The sequence below is a fragment of the Pseudomonas sp. FDAARGOS_761 genome (genome assembly GCF_013343155.1).
Lineage (GTDB): Bacteria > Pseudomonadota > Gammaproteobacteria > Pseudomonadales > Pseudomonadaceae > Pseudomonas > Pseudomonas aeruginosa.
This window is the reverse complement of sequence record NZ_CP054572.1, coordinates 1,279,199-1,301,481: the sequence shown is the minus strand read 5'-3', so window position 1 is coordinate 1,301,481 and position 22,283 is coordinate 1,279,199. Positions and strand designations below refer to the sequence as shown.

The window sequence follows — 22,283 nt, the reverse complement described above, 5'->3', positions numbered from 1 at the left end:
GCAGGCTCAGGCCGGCGCTTCGGCGAACGCCTCCACCAACCGCTCGATCACCGCGCGGACCCGCGCGGTGTGGCGCAGGTCCTTGTGGGTAACCATCCACACCTCGTATGGCCGGCGTCGCTCGCGCTGCGGCCAGACCCGCACCAGTCCGTCGCGCTCGCCCATGTACAGCGGCAGCTCGCAGAGCCCCAGGCCGCGCGCCAGGGCCTGGCGCACCATCATGTTGGAATTCACCGCGATGACCACCCGGCCGTCGCGGATCGGCTCGCCGCCCAGGGTCAGTTCGCGCTGGCTGTGCCAATAGGGTTCGTACATCACCAGGTCGTGGCCGCGGAAACGCTCGCCGGGCACCGGCACGCCGTTGCGCCGCAGGTAGTCCGCGGAAGCGAACAGGCCCATGGGCCAACTGGCGAGTTTTCTCAGGATCAAATCGGGATTTTCCGGCCGCAGGGTGCGAATCGCGATGTCGGTCTCGCGCTTGGGCAGGTCGACCACGGCCGAAGCGCTGTCGAGCAGCACGCGGATATCCGGGTGTTCAAGGTGCAGGCGGCCCAGGGCGGGTAGCACGAAGTCGACGGCCAGGGAGTCGGTGGTGGACAACCGCACCTCGCCGGACAGTCGGTGGTCCATCCCGCGGGTCCGCCGTAGCAACTCCAGGGCCGAGCGCTCCATCTTCTCGGCCAGTTCGAAGGCCGCCTCGCCGGCCGGGGTCAGCAGGTAGCCGGACGAGGTGCGCAGGAACAGGGTCGAGCCCAGCGCCGCCTCCAGCGACGCCAGCCGCCGGCCCACCGTGGCCTGGTCGACGTGAAGCGCGCGGGCGGCGCCGCGCAGGGTGTGCTCGCGGCAGAGCGCGAGGAAGACGCGGGTGTCGTCCCAATTCATGGCGGTTTTCCTGATGCATTTTCGCATCAGTCTAATGAAAAAGCGCTGCGCGACCACGGCATCCGCGCTGCTTACCATGCGAACCAGGTCCGAACCATTTTCCCAGGAGCATGCAATGAGCAGTACGAACCGATTTCCCGAACGAATGACCGCCATCGAGATCGCCCGGCCCGGCGGCCCCGAGGTACTGGTGGCGACCAGCCGGCCGCTGCCGACGCCCGGCCCGCGCGAGGTCCTGGTCGAAGTCCGCGCCGCCGGCGTCAACGGTCCCGACGTGCTTCAGCGCAAGGGCGTGTACGACCCGCCACCCGGCGCCTCGGACATTCCCGGCCTGGAGATCGCCGGCACGGTGCGGGCGGTCGGCAGCGAGGTCAGCCGCTTCGCCGTCGGCGAGGCGGTGATGGCGTTGATTCCCGGCGGCGGCTACGCGCAGTTCGCGGTGGCCGACGAGCGCACCACCCTGCACCTGCCCGACGGCCTGGGCATGGAGGAAGCGGCGGCGCTGCCGGAAACCTTCATGACCGTCTGGGTCAACCTGTTCCAGCGCGGTGGCTTCAAGGCCGGCGAGACGCTGCTGGTCCACGGTGGCGCCTCCGGCATCGGCACCGCCGCGACCATGCTGGGCAAGGCCTTCGGCGCGGCGAAAATCTTTACCACGATCTCCAGCGAGGCCCAGCGCGAGGCCAGCCTGCGCCTCGGCGCTGACCTGGCGATCAACTACACCGAGCAGGATTTCGTCGAGGAAGTGCTGCGCGGCACCGAAGGTCGCGGGGTCGATGTGATCGTCGATATCGTTGCCGGCGACTATGTGACGCGGAACTACCAGGCGGCGGCGATGAACGGACGGATCGTGCAGATCGGCGTGATCAAGGGCAAGGCCGCCGAAGTCGACCTGTTCCCGATGCTGAGCAAGCGCCTGGTCCATCTTGGCTCGACCCTGCGCTCGCGGAGCCACGACGAGAAAGGCGCGATCATCGCCGAACTGGAGCGCCAGGTCTGGCCGCACGTGCGCGCCGGCACTGTCCGGCCGCAGGTGTTCCGCACCTTCCCCCTGGAACAGGCGCGCCAGGCCCACGAACTGATGGACTCCGGCCAGCACATCGGCAAGATCGTCCTCACGTCAGCTCCCTGAGGCCGCTCAGACCTCGATATCGCCCAGGCGCAGCGCCCGCGCCACCGCCTGGGCGGTGGACGCCGCGCCGAGACGGCGGCGGGCGGCACGCAGGTGATTCTCCACGGTGCGCTCGGAAATCATCAGGATCGCCGCCACCTCCGCCTGCTGCTTGCCCAGGGCGATCCATTGCAGGACTTCCCGCTCGCGCTCGCTGAGCGCTTGCGCATCGCCCGCCGACACAGGGCCGCGCAGGCGCTTCAGGGCGAAGAACAGGATCGGGCAGAAGGCCTGGGCGGCGAGCTTGCAACCGGCATTCAGGTCCAGCCGCTCGCCGGCAAAAGACACCGCGCCCTCCAGGCCATTGCGGCCGAACACCGGCACCTGCATGCCATTGACCTGGCCGAGGTCGCGGACCCCACGGACGATGCGGTAGGCCATGCGCGCCGGATCCTCCGAGGGGCTCTTCGACCAGAAGAACGGCTCGTCCAGTTCGAGGATGTGCCGGGTGACCGGGCAGTGCAGAAGATAGGCGTCGCGCTCCTGGGCGCTGCGCCCCTCGGCCCAGTCGCCATGGACGAAGAACAGCTCGTCGATCAGTTCGTCCTCGCCGGGGCGGGGGAACAGGCTGCAGACGATCACCCGGTCGAAGCCCAGGCGTACGGCGAACTCCACCATCTCGCGGCAGACCGCCTCGGTGGTAGCGGCCTTGCGCAGCCGGGCGACGCTGTCGAAGAGAAGGCTGGCGTAGTCGGTCATGGCGCGGGCATTCCTGGCTTTTCCCGCATGATCCCCGGCTTGCCGGCAAAAGCCCATAGGGGAAAACCCTCAGGCGACCGATCGTGGGTTAGGGGATTTCCCCTATTTCGCCGGCCGGCGACCCCGCCTATCGTCTTGGTGCGACCTCCATCACGCAGAAAGGAACGAGCCATGAGCAACGAGCGCGATACCAGCAGAACCCCGACGCCCGACCACGCCGAGCACAACGCGTTCTTTCCCTCGCCCTATTCCCTGAGCCAGTACACCTCGGCGAAGACCGACTTCGACGGCGCCGACTACCCGACCCCGTACAAGGGCGGCAAGAAGGTGCTGATGATCGGTACCGACGAACGCTACATCCTGATGCAGAACGGCAGCATGTTCTCCACCGGCAACCACCCGGTGGAAATGCTCCTGCCGATGTACCACCTGGACAAGGCCGGCTTCGAGTTCGATGTCGCCACGCTCTCCGGCAACCCGGTGAAGCTGGAGATGTGGGCGATGCCCGGCGAGGACGAGGCGGTGAAGAGCATCTACGCGAAGTACCTGCCCAAGCTGAAAGCGCCGCAGAAGCTCGCCGACCTCCTGGAGCAGGCCGTCGCCGACGACTCGCCGTACGCCGCGGTGTTCGTTCCCGGCGGCCACGGCGTGCTGGCGGGCATTCCGCACAGCCGGGAGGTGAAACGGCTGCTCAATGCCTTCCTCGCCAAGGACCGCTACATCATTACCCTTTGCCACGGTCCGGCCTGCCTGCTGGCACCGGCGGTCGACGAGAAGCCGGAGGACTACCCGTTCAAGGGCTACGAGATCTGCGTGTTCCCCGACGCCCTGGACACCGGCGCCAACCTGGAGATCGGCTACATGCCCGGTCCCCTGCCCTGGCTGGTGGGCGAGAACCTGCAGAAGCTCGGGGTGAAGATCCTCAACAAGGGCATCACCGGCCAGGTCCACCGCGACCGCAAGCTGCTCACCGGCGACAGCCCGCTGGCCTCCAACAACCTTGGCAAGCTGGCCGCCAAGACCCTTCTCGAAGCGTTCGCCCGCTGATTCCCCGCCGCGCCCCGTCCGTGCCCCACGGACGGGGACATCTCCCGTTCGTCCCGGCGTCATCGAACTTAAACCGGCCTGGCGCAGCATCGTCCTTCAGGAAGAGGAATGGCGCGTTGCCCGACGCCGTCCGGCGAAAGACGAATCGATGACCGCACAGAAAGAAAACTCTGACAGCACACCGACTAGTCGTCCTCCCTTCCCGCCGTTACGGTTCCGGGCTTGCGCACAAAGCCGAACCCAAGGGGGCCCCTCATGTCACTGCCGCCGTACCTCAAGCCCGGCGACAAGGTCGTGTTGTACGACCAGCACTGCCGCTTCTGCACGCTCTGGAGCGGTTTCCTGGCACGCCGCGCCGACCACCGGCTGAAGCTGCTTGCCGCGCAGTCCGCCGAAGGCCTGGCGATTCTCGATTGGTTCGGGCTGGCACCCGATCATTTCGACACCTGGCTGTTCGTCGACGGCGCCTACGCCTGCGACGACAACGATGCCCTGCTCGAGGTGCTGCGCCTGTTGCCGGGCCCCTGGCGTCACCTGCGCTGGCTGCGCCTGCTGCCAGCCTGGCTGCGCGACGAGTGCCACGAGGCGCTACGGCGCAACCGCTGGCGCTGGTTCGGCCGCCAGCGCCCACCCCTTCGTCGTCGCTCCTGGCGTCCCCGTCGAGCCTGACGCCTCTCCGCGCTGGCCGTGGCGGGTTATGCTGCCTGCGCACCAGCCTGCGGACCCATACTTGCCATGGCCCTTGACCCGAGCCAACGCCGACGACTGCGCCACGCGCTATCCGACGCCTTCGTCGACACTCTCCTGGAGCCCGAGGATATCGCCCGGCGGATAAAGGGCGTCGACCCGGCGTTGCTGGAGCGGTTGTTCTTCGAGGAAGTGGCGCCGGTCTGCCACGGCAACCTGCTCAGCCCCGCTCCGGCGGTCTGGACCGCCTTCGACGAGGCCTGGCTGGAAGAGGCCATCGAGCGACGCCTGGCGCGGCAAAGGAGCAGCGCCCTGCGACGCTGGCACGAGCGCTGCCTGGTCGCCTGGCTGCGATGGCGATACGCCGACACCTGGCGCGCGATCGCCGGCGCTCTTTGAACGAGCGCCTCAGCGAAATACCGAATGGATGAGCTTGCCGGCCTTCTTCGTGTCGACCGCCTGCTGGCGTACCGGCGGCAGCGGCTCGCGCTTGTCCTTGTCTGCCTCGTTCATCTGCGCCACCCAGGCGTCCACCCGATCGCGGCTGACGGCGCCGTAGTTGAGACGGCAGCTGTCGACGAGGGTCTTGCCCTTCTTCTCCTTGTAGCTGCACTGCACGCGGAAGTCGCCGATGTAGTTGGTGGCGAAGCTCTCGGCACGGAACGGCGCGGAGAACGGCTTGGAGGTATAGGTCTCGTAGTAGTAGTCGGTTTTGGTCAGCGGCGTAGAACGACAGTTGGACTCCACGTTTACCGACGTGTGGGTGACGCTGCGCTTCCTTTTCTGGACCGTCTTCTCCAGCGCCTCGCCGTTGGCCTCGCAGCGCTCCTCGTACGCACCGGTCTCGCGGGTGACGGTATAGGACAGGTACCTCACCTCGAACTCGTAAAGCTCGTAGTAGCGCGGCGTCAGTGCGAGGCTGAACAGCTCGGAGTACGACGAGGTGGTGACGTGGGCCGCATGGGTCTTGGAGGCGGGATCGCGGAAACGCAGGGTCAGGCGGGTGGACGGGTCGTTGCTGCCGGTGTTCTCGAAGCCGACCACGCCGGTGACGAAGCTGGGCGGATCGCCGGCGCGCATGGAGAACCAGGACGACACCGAGCCCTGGTTCGCCGGGTTGATGTTGCAGCCCGCCAGCGATGCCATGCAGGCGAGCACGGCAGGTAGCTTTCCTTTTCTGGGCGTCATTGAAATCCCTTTGCTCGCGACAGGAGGAAAATATCGTTAGGAAACAACGTTGGAGGCCGGCAAGGATACCCGACTGGCGCACGGGTCGCATCATTATGACATCACGCCGCCCGCCGGCGTTGCCGCGACCGTTCGTCGAACCTGTGAATTCCGGTAGTTTCCCTTGCCGTCGCTGGCGTCCCAGGATCGGGATTTCCTGTGTTCGCCGGGAGGATCCTGGCGTGTCCACGACCAGCCTCTGCCCCTCCGCCACGCGGGAACACGGTCCCGGCGCGAAACGCGTCCTGCCTCTGCTGTTCCTCACCTGCCTGCTGGATGCCGCTGGCGTCGGCCTGATCGTGCCCCTGCTGCCGACGCTGATCGGCGGCGTGGCGCCGCTGGCGGTCCGCGACGCGGCCACCTGGGGCGCCGCCCTGGTGATGACCTTCGCGCTGCTGCAATTGTTCTTTTCGCCGGTCCTCGGCAGCCTCAGCGACCGCTTCGGACGCCGCCCCGTCCTGGTCCTGGCGATGCTCGGCTTCGCCCTCAGCTATCTGCTGCTGGCGCTGGCCGACAGCCTCTGGATGCTGTTCCTCGGTCGCGCGCTGGCCGGGCTCACCGGCGCCAGCGTGGCCACCGCGATGGCCTGCGCGGCTGACCTCGGCACGCACGGGCAGCGCACCCGGCACTTCGGCTGGCTGTACGCCGGCCTCGCCCTGGGCATGATCCTCGGCCCCGCCCTCGGTGGGCTGCTGGCGGTGCACGGCACGACGCTGCCGCTGTTGCTGGCCGCCGGCCTGTGCCTGCTCAACGCCCTGCTCGCCGGCCTGTTCCTCGAGGAAACCCTGCCCCCCGCGCGACGCCGCCGGCTGGATCCGAGGCGGATGAACGCCTTGCGCTCGATCAGCGGCCTGGCTCGGCAACCGGGGGTCGGACGCCTGCTGGCGGTGCTTGCCCTGGTATTCCTCGGCTTGCAGGCGGTGATGGTGGTCTGGCCCTTCTTCGTGATCGAGAAGTTTCACTGGAGCAGCGCCTGGATCGGCTACTCGCTGGCCCTCTACGGCGTGCTCGCGGTGCTCGCCCAGACCCTCGGCGTGAACCTCTGCAAGCGGCGCCTGGACGACGCCCGCCTGCTGCGCCTGGGCCTCGCCCTGCAAGGCTGCGGCCTGCTGCTGTTCGCCCTGGTCGACTCGTCATTCTGGCTGGTCTGCGCGCTGCTGCCCTTCGCGCTCGGCAGCCTCGCCACCCCGGCCATGCAGGGGCTGCTCTCGGCCCGCGTGCCGGTCGATCGCCAGGGCGAGTTGCAGGGCGTGCTGAGCAGCCTGATGAGCCTCGCCGCGATCGTCGGTCCGCCGCTGATGAGCGGCCTGTTCCACTGGGGCAGCGGTCCGCTCGCGCCAGTGCCCCTGGCCGGCGCGCCATTCCTCGCCGGCGCCCTTCTCGTTCTGGCCGGGCTGGTCCTGGCCTGGCAACTTCGACCTACGGGAGAAGAACGATCATGGACCGGATAGACATGGGCGTGCTGGTGGTGCTGTTCAATCCTGGCGACGACGACCTGGAACACCTTGGCGAACTGGCGGCGGCGTTTCCGCAACTGCGCTTCCTCGCCGTCGACAACTCACCGCACAGCGATCCGCAGCGCAATGCCCGGCTGCGCGGGCAAGGCATCGCCGTGCTGCACCACGGCAACCGGCAGGGCATCGCCGGCGCCTTCAACCAGGGGCTCGACGCGCTGTTCCGGCGTGGCGTGCAGGGTGTGCTGCTGCTCGACCAGGACTCCCGTCCCGGCGGCGCCTTCCTCGCCGCCCAGTGGCGCAACCTGCAGGCGCGCAACGGTCAGGCCTGCCTGCTCGGCCCACGGATCTTCGACCGGGGTGACCGGCGCTTCCTGCCGGCCATCCATCTCGACGGACTGACGCTCAGGCAATTGTCTCTGGACGGCCTGACGACCCCACAGCGCACCTCGTTCCTGATCTCCTCCGGCTGCCTGCTGACCCGCGAGGCCTACCAGCGCCTCGGCCACTTCGACGAGGAACTGTTCATCGACCACGTGGACACCGAGTACAGCCTGCGCGCCCAGGCGCTGGACGTGCCCCTGTACGTCGACCCGCGGCTGGTCCTCGAGCACCGCATCGGCACGCGCAAGACCCGCCGCCTCGGCGGTCTCAGCCTCAGCGCGATGAACCACGCCCCGCTGCGCCGCTACTACCTGGCGCGCAACGGCCTGCTGGTCCTGCGCCGCTACGCCCGGTCCTCGCCGCTGGCCCTGCTGGCGAACCTGCCGACCCTGACCCAGGGCCTCGCGGTGCTCCTGCTCGAGCGCGACAAGCTGCTCAAGCTGCGCTGCCTGGGCTGGGGCCTGTGGGACGGCCTGCGGGGGCGCGGCGGCGCGCTGGAGCGCAACCGCCCGCGCCTGCTGAAGCGCCTCGCCGGTCCGGCCGTGGCGTCCGTAGCTTCCGGCAAGGCCAAGGCCTAGTCGGCGAAACGCATTCCCGCATAGGGCGCTTGCCGGCACGCCGCGAGCCGGCTGCGCAGGTCGCCGACGTGGGCCTCCAGGCGATGGCCGTCCGGGTCGAGGAAGTAGAACGAATCGCCCTCGCTGCGGTTCTGCTTCCATTCGCGCACGCCATGCGCGCGCAGCTGCGCGGCGAAGCGGGCGAAATCCGCGGCGGCGATGCCGAAGGCGTAGTGCGTGTAGTCCGCGGCCGGCCCGCCGTACTGCGGCTCCCGGGACAGGCACAGCCACAGCGAACCCAGTTCGAGATAGGCGCCCTGGTCCCAGCGCGCTTCCAGGCGAAAGCCGAGAAGATCGCGGTAGAAGGCGATGCTGGCCGGCAGATCGGCGACCGCCAGGGTCAGGTGATTGAGACCGGTGAGCATGGGGGCTCCTTGCAAGGTGTGGCGGGAGGTCGACTCAGGCACGTCCCAGCCAGTCGCCGCGGATCATTTCCATCAGTTGGCGCAAGCCGGGTTGCGGCTGGCGTCGGCTCGGATAGTAGAGGCAGAACGGCGCGCCCATCGAGGTCCAGTCCGGCAATACCAGTTGCAGCCGGCCGCTACGCAGCTCCTCGGCGATTCCCACCTCCAGGCAGTAGGCCAGGCCGACACCGTCCAGGGCCGCGGCAACCGCCGTATTGCTTTCGTTGACGCTGAAGGGGCCGGGCACGTCGACCTCGACCATCCGCTCGCCGTCGCCCAGTTCCCATTTGTAGAACGAGTTGTCGCCCAGGCGCATGCGGATGCAGGCGTGCCGCAACAGGTCGTCCGGCCGCTGGGGCACGCCGTGGCGCGCCAGGTAATCGGGCGACGCGGCCACCACCCAGCGCAGCTCCCCGGTCAATGGCACCGCGACCATGTCCTGGGGCACCGTGCCGCCGTAACGGATGCCGGCGTCGTAGCCGTCGGCGACGATGTCGACCATGCGGTCCTCCACCGAAAGTTCCAGTTGCAGGTCCGGATACGCCTCGGTGAAGCGCCTGAGGACCGGCCCCAGCAGCAGCCGCGAGGCATCGCGCGGCACGTTCAGGCGCAGCCGGCCCACCGGCGAGGTGCGATAGGCATCGAGCTCGCCGAGCGCCTCGCCGATCACCTGGAAACCATCCTCCAGCTTGGCCGCCAGCGCGCTGCCGGCATCGGTCGGCACCACCGAACGGCTGGTACGGTTGAGCAGCTTCACCCCGAGCCGCGCCTCGAGGTTGCGCATGCTGTGGCTCAGCGCCGAGGTACTGACACCCAGTTCCTGGGCCGAGTGACGGAAGCTGCGGCGCCGGACGATGGTCATGAAGACGTTCAGGTCGGCGAGTTCGGAACGGGTGAAAGCCGGCATTCCAGGGCTCCTGGCAGTTCTCGGAGGTCAATGCAGCATTGAGCCACATTCAATCTCGGGTGATCTAGAGTAATCGCTCCGTGCCGCCGAGCGCATTGCCGGCAAGCGTTTTCCCGATCTGCAGGAGTATTTCCATGAGCGTTGAAAGCATTCGCATCGAGGGTATCGACACGCCGGTCTCGCGCATCGGCCTCGGCACCTGGGCCATCGGCGGCTGGATGTGGGGCGGCGCTGACGACGCGACGTCGGTGGAAACCATCCGGCGTGCGGTGGAATCCGGGATCAACCTGATCGACACCGCGCCGGTCTATGGCTTCGGCCATTCCGAGGAGGTCGTCGGCAAGGCCTTGCAGGGCCTGCGCGACAAGGCGGTGATCGCCACCAAGGCGGCGCTGGAGTGGAGCGACGCGGGCATCCACCGCAACGCCTCCGCCGCACGCATCCGCCGGGAGGTCGAGGACTCGCTGCGGCGGCTGAAGACCGATCGCATCGACCTGTACCAGATCCACTGGCCGGACCCGCTGGTGGCGCACGAGGAAACCGCCGGCGAACTGGAGCGCCTGCGCCGCGACGGCAAGATCCTCGCCATCGGCGTGAGCAACTATTCACCGGAACAGATGGACGGGTTCCGCCAGTTCGCTCCGCTGGCCAGCGTGCAGCCGCCCTACAACCTGTTCGAGCGCGCCATCGACGCCGACGTGTTGCCCTACGCCGAGCGTAACGGCATCGTCGTGCTGGCCTACGGTGCGCTGTGCCGCGGCCTGCTTTCCGGACGGATGAACGCCGAGACCCGCTTCGATGGCGACGACCTGCGCAAGTCCGACCCGAAGTTCCAGCAGCCCCGCTTCGCCCAGTACCTGGCAGCGGTCGCGCAACTGGAGGAACTGGCTCGCGAGCGCTATGGCAAGTCGGTGCTGGCCCTGGCCATCCGCTGGATTCTCGATCGCGGCCCTACGGTGGCGCTGTGGGGGGCGCGCAAGCCGGAGCAGTTGAACGGCATCGCCGACGCCTTCGGCTGGCGCCTGGACGACGAGGCCATGGCCCGCATCGAGCGGATCCTCGCCGAGACCATCCAGGATCCGGTCGGTCCCGAGTTCATGGCGCCGCCCAGCCGCAACGCCTGATCGGACGGCCGGGGCGGCAACGCCCCTGGCCGCTGGCCTGACGGAGCGGCGGAAGGCAAAATGGCGGTTTTTCTCAAGGACTGCCGGATCAGTTATGGAAAACGTCTACAAGACCCCGGAAGCGCCCCTGGTGGAAACCCGCGGCGCGAAGCGGGCGCATTTCTTCGTCACTTCCCTGGGCAAGATGAGCGTGCTCTTCCTCGTCACCCTGGGGCTGTACGGCGTGTACTGGATGTACAAGCACTGGAAGGCCCAGCAACCGCAGATGGAGCGGCGGATCAGCCCGGTATGGCGGGCGATCTTCGGCATCTTCTTTTTCCACGCCCTCGCCCGGCGGATCCACCAGGCCCTGCCGGAAGAGCGCCAGGCACTATGGAGCCCGAGCAAGGATGCGACCTGGGCGGTGCTGCTGACGGTCGCGGCGAACCTGATCAGCCACCTCACCGATGTGGTCCCCGCGCTGGAGCCCTACTCGCTGCCCTCGCTCCTGCTGCTGCTCACGCCGCTGATCCCGATGCGCAACATCCAGCGCCAGGCCAACCTCGCCAGCGGCGACCCGCAGGGCACGGGCAACGCCGGCTATTCGGGCTACAACCTGCTGTTCATCGTGCTCGGCGCGCTCTACTGGCTGCTGATCCTGATCGGTTCCGCGGTGATCCTCTTCGGCTCGTCCCAGGGCTGAGCCGCCTCAGCCGGGAAACGCCCGGCGCAACAGTTCGGGCAGCATCTCGCCGGCCGGACCGACGAGACAGTGCTCGCGCGGATGGCGGGTGCGCACCGTTTGCGGGTTCACATGCACGACGCTGGCACCGTGTTCCAGCGCCAGTCCGGGTATCCGCGCCGCCGGCTGCACCACGCCGGAAGTGCCGACGCTGAGCAACAGGTCGCACTCGCAGGCCGCGGCGAAAGCCTCGCGCAGCGCCGCCTCGGGCAGCGCCTCGCCGAACCAGACCACGCCCGGCCGGACCTGTCCGCCGCAGGCCGGACAACGCGGCGGCTCGATCCGTCGTCCCTCTTCCGGCTCGACCGAATCGGGCAAGGCGTCCCGGTAGGCTGCCGCGCAGGTCGCGCAACGCGGCGCGTGCAGGCTGCCATGCAGGTGAAGGACGTCGCGGCTGCCGGCGCGTTCATGCAGGTCGTCGACGTTCTGGGTGACCAACCGGGTGTCGGCGATCCGTCCGCTCAATGCGGCAATCGCCCGGTGCGCGGGATTCGGCTGGACACCCAGCACCTTCAGGCGGCGCCACTCGTACCAGCCCCAGACCAGCGCGGGATCGTCGGCGAAGGCCGCGGGCGTAGCCAGGGCCGCCGGATCGTAGCGCGCCCAGAGACCGCCAAGGGCATCGCGGAAGGTGGGAATCCCGCTTTCCGCCGACACCCCGGCGCCCGTGAAGATCACCAGGCGGCGGGCGCCGGCGAGCAGTTCGACGACAGCGCGCATCTCGCTCCTCCGCTTACAGCGCGGACAACGCGCGGTATTCGTCCTGGGCATGCTGGTCGGTCATGCCGCTGACGAAATCCTGGAGCATGCGGCAGCGGTGGTAGAACTCCCACTGCCGCTGCAACGGGTCCTCCGCCACACTTTTCATGGCCTCCAGGTAAGCCTTGATCTGCTGGCTCGGCAGGCGCCGAACCAGCAGTTGCGGATGCGGCGCGGCGGCCTGGCGACCTTCGGCGAGGGCCTGGAACTCCTCGGCCGGCAGGCGCAGCAGCGGCGCGTAGAAATCCAGCAGGCCCTGGATGATGCGGTAGCCCTGCAATTCCAGGGTTTCCACCTCCGGATGGCAGAACACCCATTCCATGGCCACGTCCTTGAACGTCTGGACGATGGCGTGCGGCAGGCTGCCGTCCTCCATCAGCGCGCGGCCGAGGGTGCCGGCATGAACCGCTTCGAGGTTGTCGATGAACTGCTGGGCGGCGTGCTGGACCAGCGGGTGGATCATTTTCACCCGCAGGCGGATGAAGAATTCGCTGACCTTGTTGATCGGCTCCCGCTCGGCCTTTTCCAGCGAGTAGTCGACCATCCGCTGGAAGCTCATGTTGTCCGCGTCGCCGGGAATCGGCGCGTCCGGCGAATGGTGGACGGCAAACTTCTTCACCAGCAGATCCGCCAATTGACGGATGTCGAGGATGCCTTTTTCCACCGAGTCTTCGATATCGGCCAGGCAATAGGAGATATCGTCGGCCGCTTCCATGATGTAGGCCACAGGGTGGCGAGTGCCCGGGCGCATGCCGAGGACTCGGCGCAGTTCGTCGACGAAGGCTTCCTCGGAAAGATAGAAGCCCGGCTTCTTGTTCAGGTAGTGGTTCGCCGCCGCCTTGTCCGGCTTCGGCTCGTAGGCCGGGCGCACGTACTTGAGCAGGCCGGCGGTCTGCGTGTAGGTGAGGTTCAGGCGCAGCAGCTTCACCACCAGGCGGATGGCCTGGGCGTTGCCTTCGAAGTGCTTGAGGTCGGTGAGCATGCGCTGCTGCAACAGGCCGTCGCCCTGGCCCGGCGGTATGCGGCGCTCGAACAGGGCGTCGAGGTTGCGTTCGAACCAGTCGTTGATGGCGTACTCGCCGAAATGACCGAACGGCGGATTGCCGACGTCGTGCATCAGGCAGGCCATTTCCACCAGGCTTTCCAGCGCGCCTTCCAGCCCGTCCAGGCCGACCTCCGCGGCACGCGGGCCCAGTTGGCGGAACAGCGTGCGGACGATGAAACGCCCGGTCTGCTGCACTTCCAGGGAATGGGTCAGGCGGCTGCGCACCGCCGCGTTGCGCTCCAGCGGGAAGACCTGGGTCTTCTGCTGCAAGCGACGCACGGCGGCGGAATTGACGATGCGCCCGCGGTCGCTTTCCAACTGGTAGACGATGTCTTGCAGATCGGTATTCCCGGCATGTCCGTAGGTTTCCCTGTCATGCGGACGCTGGCGGGATATCCGCTCCTTGAAATCCACGGCCCCTGGCATCTGGCGCTGTTCTCCACTCGGTCGGCTGCGAACCCCGAGCCTAGCGCGTGGCGGCGGTTTAACCAAGGTCGCGACAATCCGTCCCACTACCGTTCGCGATCCGCCCTCTTCCCCGGGCGGCGACAACTGGCAGAATACCCCGCTCGGCACCAGCGACCCCCGCCGCAGAACGGGGGCGCCGCCGATCATGCGTGCGCCCAGAGAAACAGGAACGTTCAGGGAGGTTCCGCATGAGCATCACATCCACCGACATCTGCCAGGCCGCCGATGCCCTCAAGGGGTTCGTCGGTTTCAACCGCAAGACCGGCCGCTACATCGTGCGTTTCAGCGAAGACTCCTTCGGCATGGACGTAGCCGACGACAGCATCACGCCCACCAGCGAGTTCGTCTGGAGTTCGGTACGCGACGACGTCATGCGCCTGGGCCGCGAGCAGTTGCAGATCCTGCTGGAACAGAACATCAACGAACGACTGAACATCGGCGAGCCGCTACTGGTCTATCTGCGCCGCCAGGACCTGCCGGAAATCACCGCACAACGCCAGTTGCGCTGAGCGCCGTCGATCGCCACCCGCGCCGGGCGCTGCGCCACGCATTATGCTGGAAGCGTCCGCCGCCGTCCGGCGTCGCGGACGCCATCGGCCATCCGGCGCGCCACGCAGGTGCTGCGTGGGGAGGTGAACGCCATGAGCAAGGGACTGAACGCGAAGAAGGAAACTCGTAGGAAACCGCTGAAAACCGCCCAGGAGAAACGCCTGGCGAAACGAGCGAAAAAACACGCTCCGGCGGCGCCGCTCGGCACCCCATCGCGGAGCTGAGCCAGGCCGGAGCGGAGCCGCAGGCGCAATCGCTCAATCGTCCGCGGCGGGGTCCAGGTCGGGGAACAGCACCTCGGTGAAGCCGAACTTGCTGAAGTCGGTGATTCGCGAGGGATACAGGCGGCCGATCAGGTGGTCGCACTCGTGCTGCACCACCCGCGCATGGAACCCTTCGACGCTGCGGTCGATCGGCTGTCCCTGCGGGTCCAGGCCCTGGTAGCGGATGCGCCGATGGCGCGATACCGCGCCGCGCAACCCCGGCACCGACAGGCAGCCCTCCCAGCCCTCTTCCATCTCGTCGTCCAGCGGGGTGATCCGCGGGTTCAGCAGGATGGTCGGCGGCACGGCCGGGGCGTCCGGATAGCGCTCGCTGCGCTCGAAACCGAAGATCACCAGTTGCAGGTCGACGCCGATCTGCGGCGCGGCCAGCCCTACCCCGCCGACGTGATGCATGGTTTCGAACATGTCGTCGATCAGCCGTTGCAGCTCCTCGCTGCCGAGCAGTTCGGACGGCACCGGCTGCGCAATGCGCAACAGGCGCTCGTCACCCATCTTGAGGATTTCCCGGATCATGCCGCCCCCTGATTAAGGTCAGTAACGTCCTACATGCTCAGCCAGAAAACCAGACAGGACAAGACGCAAAGAGCTTCCATCTCCGGCAATTGCGTCATTGGTTTGACACCGAACGGCTTTCTTTCCCGGCACATCCGGTAATATTCGCCGCACACCGACTACACTGGCCAGTCGTACCACCCCGCTACGTTTTCCTGGAGGAAACCTTTTTGCCTTCGTTGCCCACCTTGCAGCCCCTCGACCTCTACAGGCGCACCCTGGCCTGCCTGGTCCTGGCGGTTTCCTGCCTGGGCGGCGGAGGCCTGTGGGCGGACGACGCACGGACGTCGGTCGAGCAACGCAGCAACGCGGTCAGCCAGGTTCTGCTGGGCATATTCAGCTACGTGCGCTGGCCGAAGGAACCGGCGGTTCTGCAACTCTGCGTGGTCGGCCCGACCGAGTACGCCGACGGCCTGCTCCGCGGCATGGTGCAGGCCAATGGCAGGCGCGTGCATGCGGAACGCCGCGCGGTGGACAACCCGGACCTCGGCACGCTCTGCAACGTGATCTACCTCGGAGTGGTCGACGAGCGCGAGCGCCAGCAGGTGTTCCACAGCCTGGCCGGGCATCCGGTCCTGTCCATCAGCGAGCGTGGCACCGAATGCAGCGTCGGCAGCATGTTCTGCCTCAACGTCGGCGGTCCGCGCATCACCTTCGAGGCCAATCTCGACTCCATCGCCCGCAGCGGCGTACGCGTGCACCCGAGCGTATTGAAACTGGCAAGGCGGCAGGCCACTCCGTGATGAACCGTCGTCGTCGCTATACGGGTTCCAATCCATCGCTGCGCCGGGTGCTCTATCGCGCGCACCTGGGCGTGGCGCTGGTCGCGGTATTCACCGCCGGGCTGGCAGTGACCCTGGTCGGCCTGCTGACCCTGCGCGCCTACGCGGACCCCAACCAGCAACTGATCGCCCGTTCCATCAGCTATACCGTCGAAGCCGCGGTGGTCTTCGGCGATGCCCAGGCCGCCGAGGAATCCCTGGCGCTGATCGCCTCCAGCGAAGAGGTCTCCAGCGCCATCGTCTACGACCGCCAGGGGCAGCCCCTGGCCAGCTGGCATCGGGAAAGCACCGGGCCGCTGCACCTGCTGGAACAGCAACTGGCGCACTGGCTGCTCAGCGCGCCGACCGAACAACCGATCCTGCACGACGGCCAGAAGATCGGTTCGGTGGAGGTGAAAGGCTCCGGCGGCAGCCTGCTGCGCTTCCTGCTCACCGGTTTCGCCGGCATGGTCCTGTGCCTGCTGCTTACCGCCCTGGGCGCCTTCTACCTGTCACGGCGGCTGGTACGCGGTATCGTCGGCCCGCTCGACCAACTGGCGAAGGTCGCGCATACCGTGCGCCGCGAACGGGATTTCGAGAAGCGCGTACCGGAAGCCGGCATCGCCGAGCTGAGCCAACTGGGCGAGGACTTCAACGCCCTGCTCGACGAACTCGAATCCTGGCAGGCGCGCTTGCAGGACGAGAACGCCTCGCTGGCGCACCAGGCCCACCACGACAGCCTGACCAGCCTGCCCAACCGCGCCTTCTTCGAAGGCCGCCTGAGCCGGGCGCTGCGAGATGCCAGCGAGCACCGCGAGCAATTGGCGGTACTGTTCATCGACAGCGACCGTTTCAAGGAGATCAACGACCGCCTCGGCCATGCCGCCGGCGACACCGTGCTGGTCAACATCGCCATGCGCATCCGTGGGCAGTTGCGCGAAAGCGACCTGGTGGCGCGCCTGGGTGGCGACGAATTCGCCGTGCTGCTCGCACCGCTGGCGTCCGGCGCCGACGCCCTGCGCATCGCCGACAACATCATCGCCAGCATGCAGGCGCCGATCCGGCTCAGCGACGGCAGCACGGTGAGTACCTCGCTGACCATCGGCATCGCCCTCTATCCCGAGCACGCGGATACCCCGGCGGCGCTGCTCCACGACGCCGACATGGCGATGTACATCGCCAAGCGCCAGGCCCGCGGCAGCCGGCGCCTGGCGGAACTCAACGACCCCCGCATCCTTCAGGAAGAAAAGGAGATAGACAGTGCTACCCCAGAGGCTCCACCCAAGTAGATTGCTCGCCCTCGCCCTGTTCAGCCTTGTGCTGGGCCTGGCCGGTTGCCAGACCAAACCGCCGCAGACCGGCCTGAGCGCCGAGCAGATCGCCGTGCTCCAGGAGCAGGGCTTCGAACTCCGCGACGAAGGCTGGGAGTTCGGCATGTCCAGCAAGGTGCTGTTCGGCAACAATCTCGACCGTCTCAATCCCGACAGCCGCAACACCCTGACGAAGATCGCCCACGCCTTGCTCGCGGTAGACATCGACAAGGTCCGCCTGGAAGGCCACACCGACAACTACGGCGACGAAGGCTACAACCAGAAGCTCTCCGAACGGCGCGCCGAATCGGTAGCCGCGGTGTTCCGCGAAGCCGGCATGCCGGCGGCCAACATCGAGGTCCGCGGCCTGGGCATGAGCAAGCCGGTGGCCGATAACAAGACCCGCGCCGGCCGCAGCGAGAACCGCCGCGTCGCCATCATCGTTCCCGCCGAGTAATCCTGCGCTCGCGGGCTGCGTACGGCCCACCCGTACCTGGCCCGTCCATCGCCCGGCCCCGCCGCCACCCCGCTTCCGGCCCATGTTGAAGGAAGAAGCCAGCAGACCGGCGTACCGGCCGCCGCTGCCGCGGATGCTAGACTGAATGCTGCGCAAGAAACCGACAATCCCGGCCGACCTGCCGTTTGCGGGTGCTCCGGGATTCACCGACAGGGGGTATCGACCTTTGCCTGTTCGCCCAAGGAACAGGCCGTCAGACGATGGGAGGCATGCCATGAACCGGCATTACTACATCAGCGACAACCTCGACGAGCTGGAACGGCTCGAAGCCGAACTGGAAGCCAGCGGCATCGCCACCGAGCAGATCCACGTCCTCAGCGAAAAGGACGCGGAGACCGGCCAGCGCCATCTGCACGAAGTCTCTCCGTTCATGAAGAAGGATGTGGTCCGCTCCGGCCGTGTCGGCCTGTTGGTCGGCCTCGTCCTGGCCATCGTCGCCGTGGCCTTCGCCTATGCCAGCGGCTGGACGGAAACCGCCGCCGGCTGGATTCCGGTGATCTTCCTCGGCGCCGTGCTCTGCGCGTTCTGCCTGTGGGAAGGCAGCTTCTTCGGCCTGCAGCGCACCAACCGCGCCTTCCGCCCCTTCGAAGAACGCCTGCACCAGGGGCAGCACCTGTTCTTCGTCGATGTGAAGAACGCCCAGGAGCCGATCCTGGTCAACGTGGTCAGCCACCACCCGCGCCTGCAGGACGCCGGCACCGGCCCCGCGGTCTCTCCGCTGCTGCTGGGCTGGCAGCAACGCTGGCGGCGGTTCCGGCGGATGGTCTGAGCGGCGGGGCCTGCGCACCGCGCAGGTCCTGCGGCGTCCCTCCGGCTGCTAGAATATCCGGCTACCCGCCCGCCATCCCGGCCGGCGCGGCCCGTCAGGAAACTCCATGAAACTCGATAAAGCGGCAGCCATCGCACAGCTCAACCAGGCCTTGGGCATGTCCGCGCTGGATGCCGGCAACACCCTGCTCGCCCGCTTCAACAAGAGCAAGAACGTCTGGTGGTTCGATATTCCGCTCAGCCAACTGAAGGCCGGCAAGTTCCTCAACCTGCTGCTGGCGAACCCGGCCGGCGATGCAGTGGAGCACCTGAAGGTGCCCACCGGTTTCCTTCGCCAGCAGCAGGACAGCCTGGAACTGCGCGACAAGAACGCCCGCCGGCCGACCCTCAGCCTGGAGCTGAGCGCGGACCCCGGCAAGCGCCTGCGCGACGTCCGCCCCGGCGGCGCTGGCCTGGACTTCGCCCCGTTCCTCCAGCCCTGAGCGGAAACCTCAGCGCGGCAGTTCGATGCGTTCCGGGTGGATCAGGATCAGGCCTTTCTTGTAGAGACCGCCGATGGCCTTCTTGAAGGTCCCCTTGCTGACCCCGAAGAGCCGGTGGATATCTTCCGGCGAACTCTTGTCGCTGAGCGGCAGGCTGCCGCCGGCCTCCAGCAGCCGGGCGAGAATCTGCTGGCTCAGCTCGACGGCGGCCTCGGCGCCGACCGGCTGCAGGCTCAGGGCGATCTTGCCGTCCGCGCGCAACTCCTTGATGTAGCCCTGTTCGCGCATGCCGCTGCGGAGGAACTTGAACGCCTCGTTCTTGTGGATCAGGCCCCAGTGCTTGCCCTCGATGATCGCCTTGAAGCCCATCTCGGTACGCTCCACCACCAGCAGGTCGACCGCCTGGCCGACGCTGTAGCGCGGCGGCAGGTTGTCCAGCTGCCGGTCCAGGCGCGCGGTGGCGGTGATGCGGTTGGTGCGCTTGTCCAGGTAGACGTAGACCACGCAGTAGTCGCCGACCTGCAACGGACGCTTCTCTTCCGAATGCGGCAGCAGCAGGTCCTTGGGCAGGCCCCAGTCGAGGAACAGGCCGATCCGGTTGATCTCCACGACCTTCAGGCTGGCGAAACCGCCGACCTGGACCTTGGGCGTCTGGGTGGTGGCGATCAGGCGGTCGTCGCTGTCCAGGTAGATGAACACGTTGAGCCAGTCACCCACTTCGCTGGGCTGGTCCTTCGGCACATAGCGCTTGGGCAGGAGGATCTCGCCGTGCTGGGTACCGTCGAGATAGAGCCCGAACTCCGTGTGTTTGACCACCTGCAGTGAATTGAAACGCCCGATGACCGCCATGTTGTCTCCCCCTGTCGAAGGGGCGGCATTCTACCGGGCGCCACGCAGGCGGGCGGAAGTTTTTGCCGGTACGCCGACGCCGCTCATCGCCTTGCCGGCCGTTCGCGCCGAAACATCCTGAACCACGCGGACATTTCCCAAATGCCGACTGTCTACTGGCAGTAAGCACAACGATGTTTCAAAATCGTGAACCCTAAAGACTTTTTTGGAACATCCTTATCAAGGATTCTCGCTGCCGCTCATCAGGAGTTCCTGTGCGTCCACTCAGCCGTTGGCTCTCATCTTGCGGCTCGCTTCTGGCGCTGGCCGCGCTGTTCCTGGTCGTTCCCCTCGCCGGCCGCTACTGGCTCGGCTGGTCGACGCCGTTCGGCTATCTCTCGGACCTGGCCCTCGGCAGCCTGCTGGTGCTGCTCCTGCATCGACGCTCCCTGTGGTTCGCGCTCCCGGTCATGCTGCTCTGGTGCCTGTTCCTGATCGGCAATGCCGAACTGGTCGGCGCGGTCGGGCGCATGCCGGAGCCTTCCGACCTCAAGTACCTGCTGGATCCGCAGTTCGTCAGCAGCTCCACCCAGGGCGGCGGCCTCGCCCACCTGCCACTGGCGCTCGGCCTCGGCGGCGCGACATTGCTTTGCGTGCTGCTCTGGCGTCGCCGCGGTCCGCGCCTGCCGCGCTATGCCTACGCGCTGCCGGCGGCGTTCCTGGCGGCGCATGTCGGCCTGCAATACCTGCGTCCGAGCGATGCCGACCAGTGGCAGCAGTACAACCTGCCGCACAAACTGCTGGCCAGCGCGCTCAGCAGTGGCCAACTGGCGGTCGAAGACTGGCTCGCCGGCGACCGTCCGGACACCCCGCCGGACGTCGCCGGGCTCAACCAGCTCGACCTTTCCGGAACGCCGCTGCTGGCCGGCGGAGGACGCGCGCGCAACGTCCTGATCGTGGCCATGGAGGGAATCCCTGGCGCGTATATCGCCGCCAACCGCGCCGCCATCAACAGCAGCTACCACGAAGCGCCGATGCCCCGGCTGAGTGGCTGGGCCGAACGGGCGATGACCACCCCGGACTACGTGCTGCACAGCCACCAGACCATCCGCGGCCTCTACGCCATGCTCTGCGGCGACTACAGCAAGCTCGACTCGGGCACGCCGAAGGGCGTCGAGCTGCTCAACAACCCGGCCCGGGCCAGGGAGTGCCTGCCCGCCCAGCTGCGCCAGCACGGTTTCAGCACGCACTTCCTGCAGGGTGCCGGCCTGCGCTTCATGGCCAAGGACAAGGTCATGCCGCAGATGGGCTTCGACAAGACCCTCGGGCGCGACTGGTTCCGCAACACGTCCTACCTGGAGTTTCCCTGGGGCATGGACGACAAGGCCTTCTTCGAGGGCGCCGCGACCTACGTGAAGCAGCTGCGCCAGCAGAAGAAACCCTGGATGCTGACCCTGCTCACCGTCGGCACCCACCAGCCCTACTCGGCGCCTGCCGACTACCTGGCCCGCTACCCGAACGCCAAGCAGGCCGCGGTGGCCTATCTCGACGACGCGATCGGCGCCTTCCTCGCCGACCTGGAGAAACAGGGCGTGTTGCGCGACACCCTGGTGGTGCTCACTTCCGACGAATCCCACGGTGTCGACCAGGTGCGCCTCGCCTCGGCCTGGGGCTTCAACCTGGTGCTGGCACCGGAACAGGCGGCGCTGCCGCCGATCAAGAGCGGCGTCTACGGCCACGTCGACCTCGCCGCGTCCGTCCTCGACTATTTCGGCTACCGCGTGCCGGCGGGGATTTCCGGGCGCTCGCTGTTCCGCGACTACGCCAGCGGTCGCGAAATGATGTCCTACACCAACGGCATGCTGCGCCACCACGACGGCAAGGCCACCTTCGTCGAGTGCGATTTCCAGCAGGTCTGCCGGCGCTACCGCAGCGAGGGCTTCATCGCCGACGAAGCCGAGTTCCTCGGTCGCTTCAGCGGACGCCAGGCACGCCTGGTCAGCCAGCGCGCCGCCGTCCTCGACCACTCCGTGCAACAGGCCGGCCAGTTGGGCCAGGAGTTCCAGTTCGCCACCCACGAACGCATCCGCCTGAAGCCGGAAACCCACAACGACTGGACCGACAACCTGATCGGCGCGCAATACCTGGAGATGCCGAAGAACAGCAGGACCACGGTCACCCTGAAGATCCGCGCCTTGCAGATGGACCGCAACGGCGCCCGGGTGACGCTGAAGACCAAGGAGTTCGAACGCGACGTTCCCATACCGGTACCGGACATCCCGCGCCTGCTCAAAGGCAAGCCGCTGGACATGAGCTTCACCTTCGACAACCCGGAAGCGCGCAAGGCCTTCTCCTTCCACTTGCTCGCCGAGGGCCGCGGGATCATCGAGATCAGCGACTTCCACGTGGTCACGGCGGCCAACCCGGAACCCGTGGAAAGCCGCAGCCAGGTCGCCGAAGCGGCGAAGGAACAGCCGCTGCTGAGCACCCTGAAAAGCCTGTTCGCCAACCGCCCCGAAACCGAGGAAGCGGAACGCGCGGACGCCCCTCGGGAGCGCACCGTCATCCCCGAGCAGAAGGCCCTGATCCTTTCGCACTGACCGCGCCGGAGCGGCCCGCCCGGCCGCCGCGCGCTC

Annotated in this window: 25 protein-coding genes; 16 read left to right on the top strand and 9 right to left on the bottom strand. The window is 67.3% G+C overall.

The window, feature by feature from the left end; genetic code table 11:
• Positions 1–6 precede the first annotated feature (6 nt).
• Positions 7–882 (bottom strand): LysR family transcriptional regulator, encoded by an 876-nt coding sequence (locus FOC67_RS06225; protein ID WP_003101845.1) that lies wholly within the window; start codon positions 880–882, stop codon positions 7–9.
• 145 nt (positions 883–1,027) lie between these two features.
• On the opposite strand from FOC67_RS06225, the gene FOC67_RS06220 reads away from it, so the two are divergent.
• Positions 1,028–2,014, top strand: a complete 987-nt coding sequence (locus FOC67_RS06220) for an NAD(P)H-quinone oxidoreductase (RefSeq protein WP_003082297.1) — start codon at positions 1,028–1,030, stop codon at positions 2,012–2,014.
• 6 nt (positions 2,015–2,020) lie between these two features.
• Here the strand turns inward: FOC67_RS06220 and FOC67_RS06215 are convergent, their stop codons facing one another.
• Positions 2,021–2,752, bottom strand: coding sequence for a PA1136 family autoinducer-binding transcriptional regulator (locus FOC67_RS06215; RefSeq protein ID WP_031627697.1), 732 nt, complete (start codon positions 2,750–2,752; stop codon positions 2,021–2,023).
• A gap of 171 nt (positions 2,753–2,923) precedes the next feature.
• Here FOC67_RS06215 and hchA point away from each other — a divergent pair, with 171 nt between their 5' ends.
• The 3 genes from hchA to FOC67_RS06200 all read left to right on the top strand — a co-directional run bounded on the left by hchA (position 2,924) and on the right by FOC67_RS06200 (position 4,885).
• The gene (gene hchA / locus FOC67_RS06210) at positions 2,924–3,799 is read left to right on the top strand and encodes a glyoxalase III HchA (protein ID WP_009315463.1); all 876 of its coding nucleotides are present in this window, start codon (positions 2,924–2,926) and stop codon (positions 3,797–3,799) included.
• 255 nt (positions 3,800–4,054) lie between these two features.
• Entirely contained in the window at positions 4,055–4,468 is a 414-nt protein-coding gene (locus FOC67_RS06205) for a thiol-disulfide oxidoreductase DCC family protein (RefSeq protein WP_003163116.1), read from the top strand.
• A gap of 66 nt (positions 4,469–4,534) precedes the next feature.
• Entirely contained in the window at positions 4,535–4,885 is a 351-nt protein-coding gene (locus FOC67_RS06200; RefSeq protein WP_003133878.1) for a hypothetical protein, read from the top strand.
• Positions 4,886–4,894: 9 nt separating this feature from the next.
• Here the strand turns inward: FOC67_RS06200 and FOC67_RS06195 are convergent, their stop codons facing one another.
• A complete protein-coding gene (locus tag FOC67_RS06195; protein ID WP_073647482.1) occupies positions 4,895–5,584 on the bottom strand; it encodes a hypothetical protein in 690 nt (229 codons plus the stop codon).
• A 311-nt stretch (positions 5,585–5,895) separates the two neighbouring features.
• On the opposite strand from FOC67_RS06195, the gene FOC67_RS06190 reads away from it, so the two are divergent.
• Both FOC67_RS06190 and FOC67_RS06185 read left to right on the top strand, forming a co-directional pair.
• Positions 5,896–7,164 (top strand): tetracycline resistance MFS efflux pump, encoded by a 1,269-nt coding sequence (locus FOC67_RS06190; protein ID WP_009315461.1) that lies wholly within the window; start codon positions 5,896–5,898, stop codon positions 7,162–7,164.
• On the top strand, positions 7,152–8,129 hold the full coding sequence (locus FOC67_RS06185) for a rhamnosyltransferase (RefSeq protein ID WP_003082283.1): 978 nt from the start codon (positions 7,152–7,154) through the stop codon (positions 8,127–8,129). The genes FOC67_RS06190 and FOC67_RS06185 overlap by 13 nt, the downstream gene beginning before the upstream one ends.
• Here FOC67_RS06185 and FOC67_RS06180 read toward each other — a convergent pair.
• Positions 8,126–8,533 carry a FosA family fosfomycin resistance glutathione transferase gene (locus FOC67_RS06180; RefSeq protein ID WP_003082280.1) on the bottom strand — a complete coding sequence of 136 codons (408 nt, stop codon included), beginning with the start codon at positions 8,531–8,533 and terminating at the stop codon, positions 8,126–8,128. The genes FOC67_RS06185 and FOC67_RS06180 overlap by 4 nt on opposite strands.
• 34 nt (positions 8,534–8,567) lie before the next feature.
• Complete coding sequence (locus tag FOC67_RS06175; protein ID WP_003086503.1) at positions 8,568–9,479, bottom strand: LysR family transcriptional regulator; 912 nt, start codon at positions 9,477–9,479, stop codon at positions 8,568–8,570.
• Positions 9,480–9,613: 134 nt separating this feature from the next.
• On the opposite strand from FOC67_RS06175, the gene FOC67_RS06170 reads away from it, so the two are divergent.
• Positions 9,614–10,603 carry an aldo/keto reductase gene (locus FOC67_RS06170; RefSeq protein ID WP_003082273.1) on the top strand — a complete coding sequence of 330 codons (990 nt, stop codon included), beginning with the start codon at positions 9,614–9,616 and terminating at the stop codon, positions 10,601–10,603.
• Between the two features lie 94 nt (positions 10,604–10,697).
• Positions 10,698–11,285, top strand: a complete 588-nt coding sequence (locus FOC67_RS06165) for a DUF4234 domain-containing protein (RefSeq protein WP_003082271.1) — start codon at positions 10,698–10,700, stop codon at positions 11,283–11,285.
• Positions 11,286–11,291: 6 nt separating this feature from the next.
• On the opposite strand, the gene FOC67_RS06160 is transcribed toward FOC67_RS06165, so the two are convergent.
• On the bottom strand, positions 11,292–12,044 hold the full coding sequence (locus FOC67_RS06160; RefSeq protein WP_003082269.1) for an NAD-dependent deacylase: 753 nt from the start codon (positions 12,042–12,044) through the stop codon (positions 11,292–11,294).
• Positions 12,045–12,057: 13 nt separating this feature from the next.
• On the bottom strand, positions 12,058–13,554 hold the full coding sequence (gene dgt / locus FOC67_RS06155) for a dGTPase (RefSeq protein WP_009315460.1): 1,497 nt from the start codon (positions 13,552–13,554) through the stop codon (positions 12,058–12,060).
• A 230-nt stretch (positions 13,555–13,784) separates the two neighbouring features.
• Between dgt and FOC67_RS06150 the strand changes: the two genes are divergently transcribed.
• Complete coding sequence (locus FOC67_RS06150; protein WP_003082265.1) at positions 13,785–14,105, top strand: DUF2025 family protein; 321 nt, start codon at positions 13,785–13,787, stop codon at positions 14,103–14,105.
• A gap of 132 nt (positions 14,106–14,237) precedes the next feature.
• Positions 14,238–14,369, top strand: coding sequence for a hypothetical protein (locus tag FOC67_RS29695; RefSeq protein WP_003086493.1), 132 nt, complete (start codon positions 14,238–14,240; stop codon positions 14,367–14,369).
• 33 nt (positions 14,370–14,402) lie between these two features.
• Here the strand turns inward: FOC67_RS29695 and def are convergent, their stop codons facing one another.
• On the bottom strand, positions 14,403–14,942 hold the full coding sequence (gene def / locus FOC67_RS06145; protein ID WP_003086490.1) for a peptide deformylase: 540 nt from the start codon (positions 14,940–14,942) through the stop codon (positions 14,403–14,405).
• Positions 14,943–15,151: 209 nt separating this feature from the next.
• On the opposite strand from def, the gene yfiR reads away from it, so the two are divergent.
• From yfiR to FOC67_RS06120, 5 genes are all read left to right on the top strand, one after another.
• On the top strand, positions 15,152–15,724 hold the full coding sequence (gene yfiR / locus FOC67_RS06140; RefSeq protein ID WP_003086488.1) for a diguanylate cyclase inhibitor YfiR: 573 nt from the start codon (positions 15,152–15,154) through the stop codon (positions 15,722–15,724).
• Entirely contained in the window at positions 15,724–17,031 is a 1,308-nt protein-coding gene (tpbB, locus tag FOC67_RS06135) for a diguanylate cyclase TpbB (protein WP_003116327.1), read from the top strand. Before yfiR ends, tpbB begins: the two co-directional genes overlap by 1 nt.
• Positions 17,003–17,509: an OmpA family protein gene (locus FOC67_RS06130; protein ID WP_003133895.1), complete on the top strand. Its 507-nt coding sequence runs from the start codon at positions 17,003–17,005 to the stop codon at positions 17,507–17,509. The genes tpbB and FOC67_RS06130 overlap by 29 nt, the downstream gene beginning before the upstream one ends.
• A gap of 274 nt (positions 17,510–17,783) precedes the next feature.
• On the top strand, positions 17,784–18,338 hold the full coding sequence (locus tag FOC67_RS06125; protein WP_009315457.1) for a magnesium transporter: 555 nt from the start codon (positions 17,784–17,786) through the stop codon (positions 18,336–18,338).
• A gap of 106 nt (positions 18,339–18,444) precedes the next feature.
• Positions 18,445–18,819, top strand: coding sequence for a hypothetical protein (locus FOC67_RS06120; protein ID WP_009315455.1), 375 nt, complete (start codon positions 18,445–18,447; stop codon positions 18,817–18,819).
• Between the two features lie 9 nt (positions 18,820–18,828).
• On the opposite strand, the gene FOC67_RS06115 is transcribed toward FOC67_RS06120, so the two are convergent.
• Entirely contained in the window at positions 18,829–19,668 is an 840-nt protein-coding gene (locus FOC67_RS06115; RefSeq protein ID WP_003082250.1) for a S1 RNA-binding domain-containing protein, read from the bottom strand.
• A gap of 254 nt (positions 19,669–19,922) precedes the next feature.
• Between FOC67_RS06115 and FOC67_RS06110 the strand changes: the two genes are divergently transcribed.
• The gene (locus tag FOC67_RS06110; RefSeq protein ID WP_003109109.1) at positions 19,923–22,247 is read left to right on the top strand and encodes an LTA synthase family protein; all 2,325 of its coding nucleotides are present in this window, start codon (positions 19,923–19,925) and stop codon (positions 22,245–22,247) included.
• Positions 22,248–22,283: the final 36 nt, after the last annotated feature.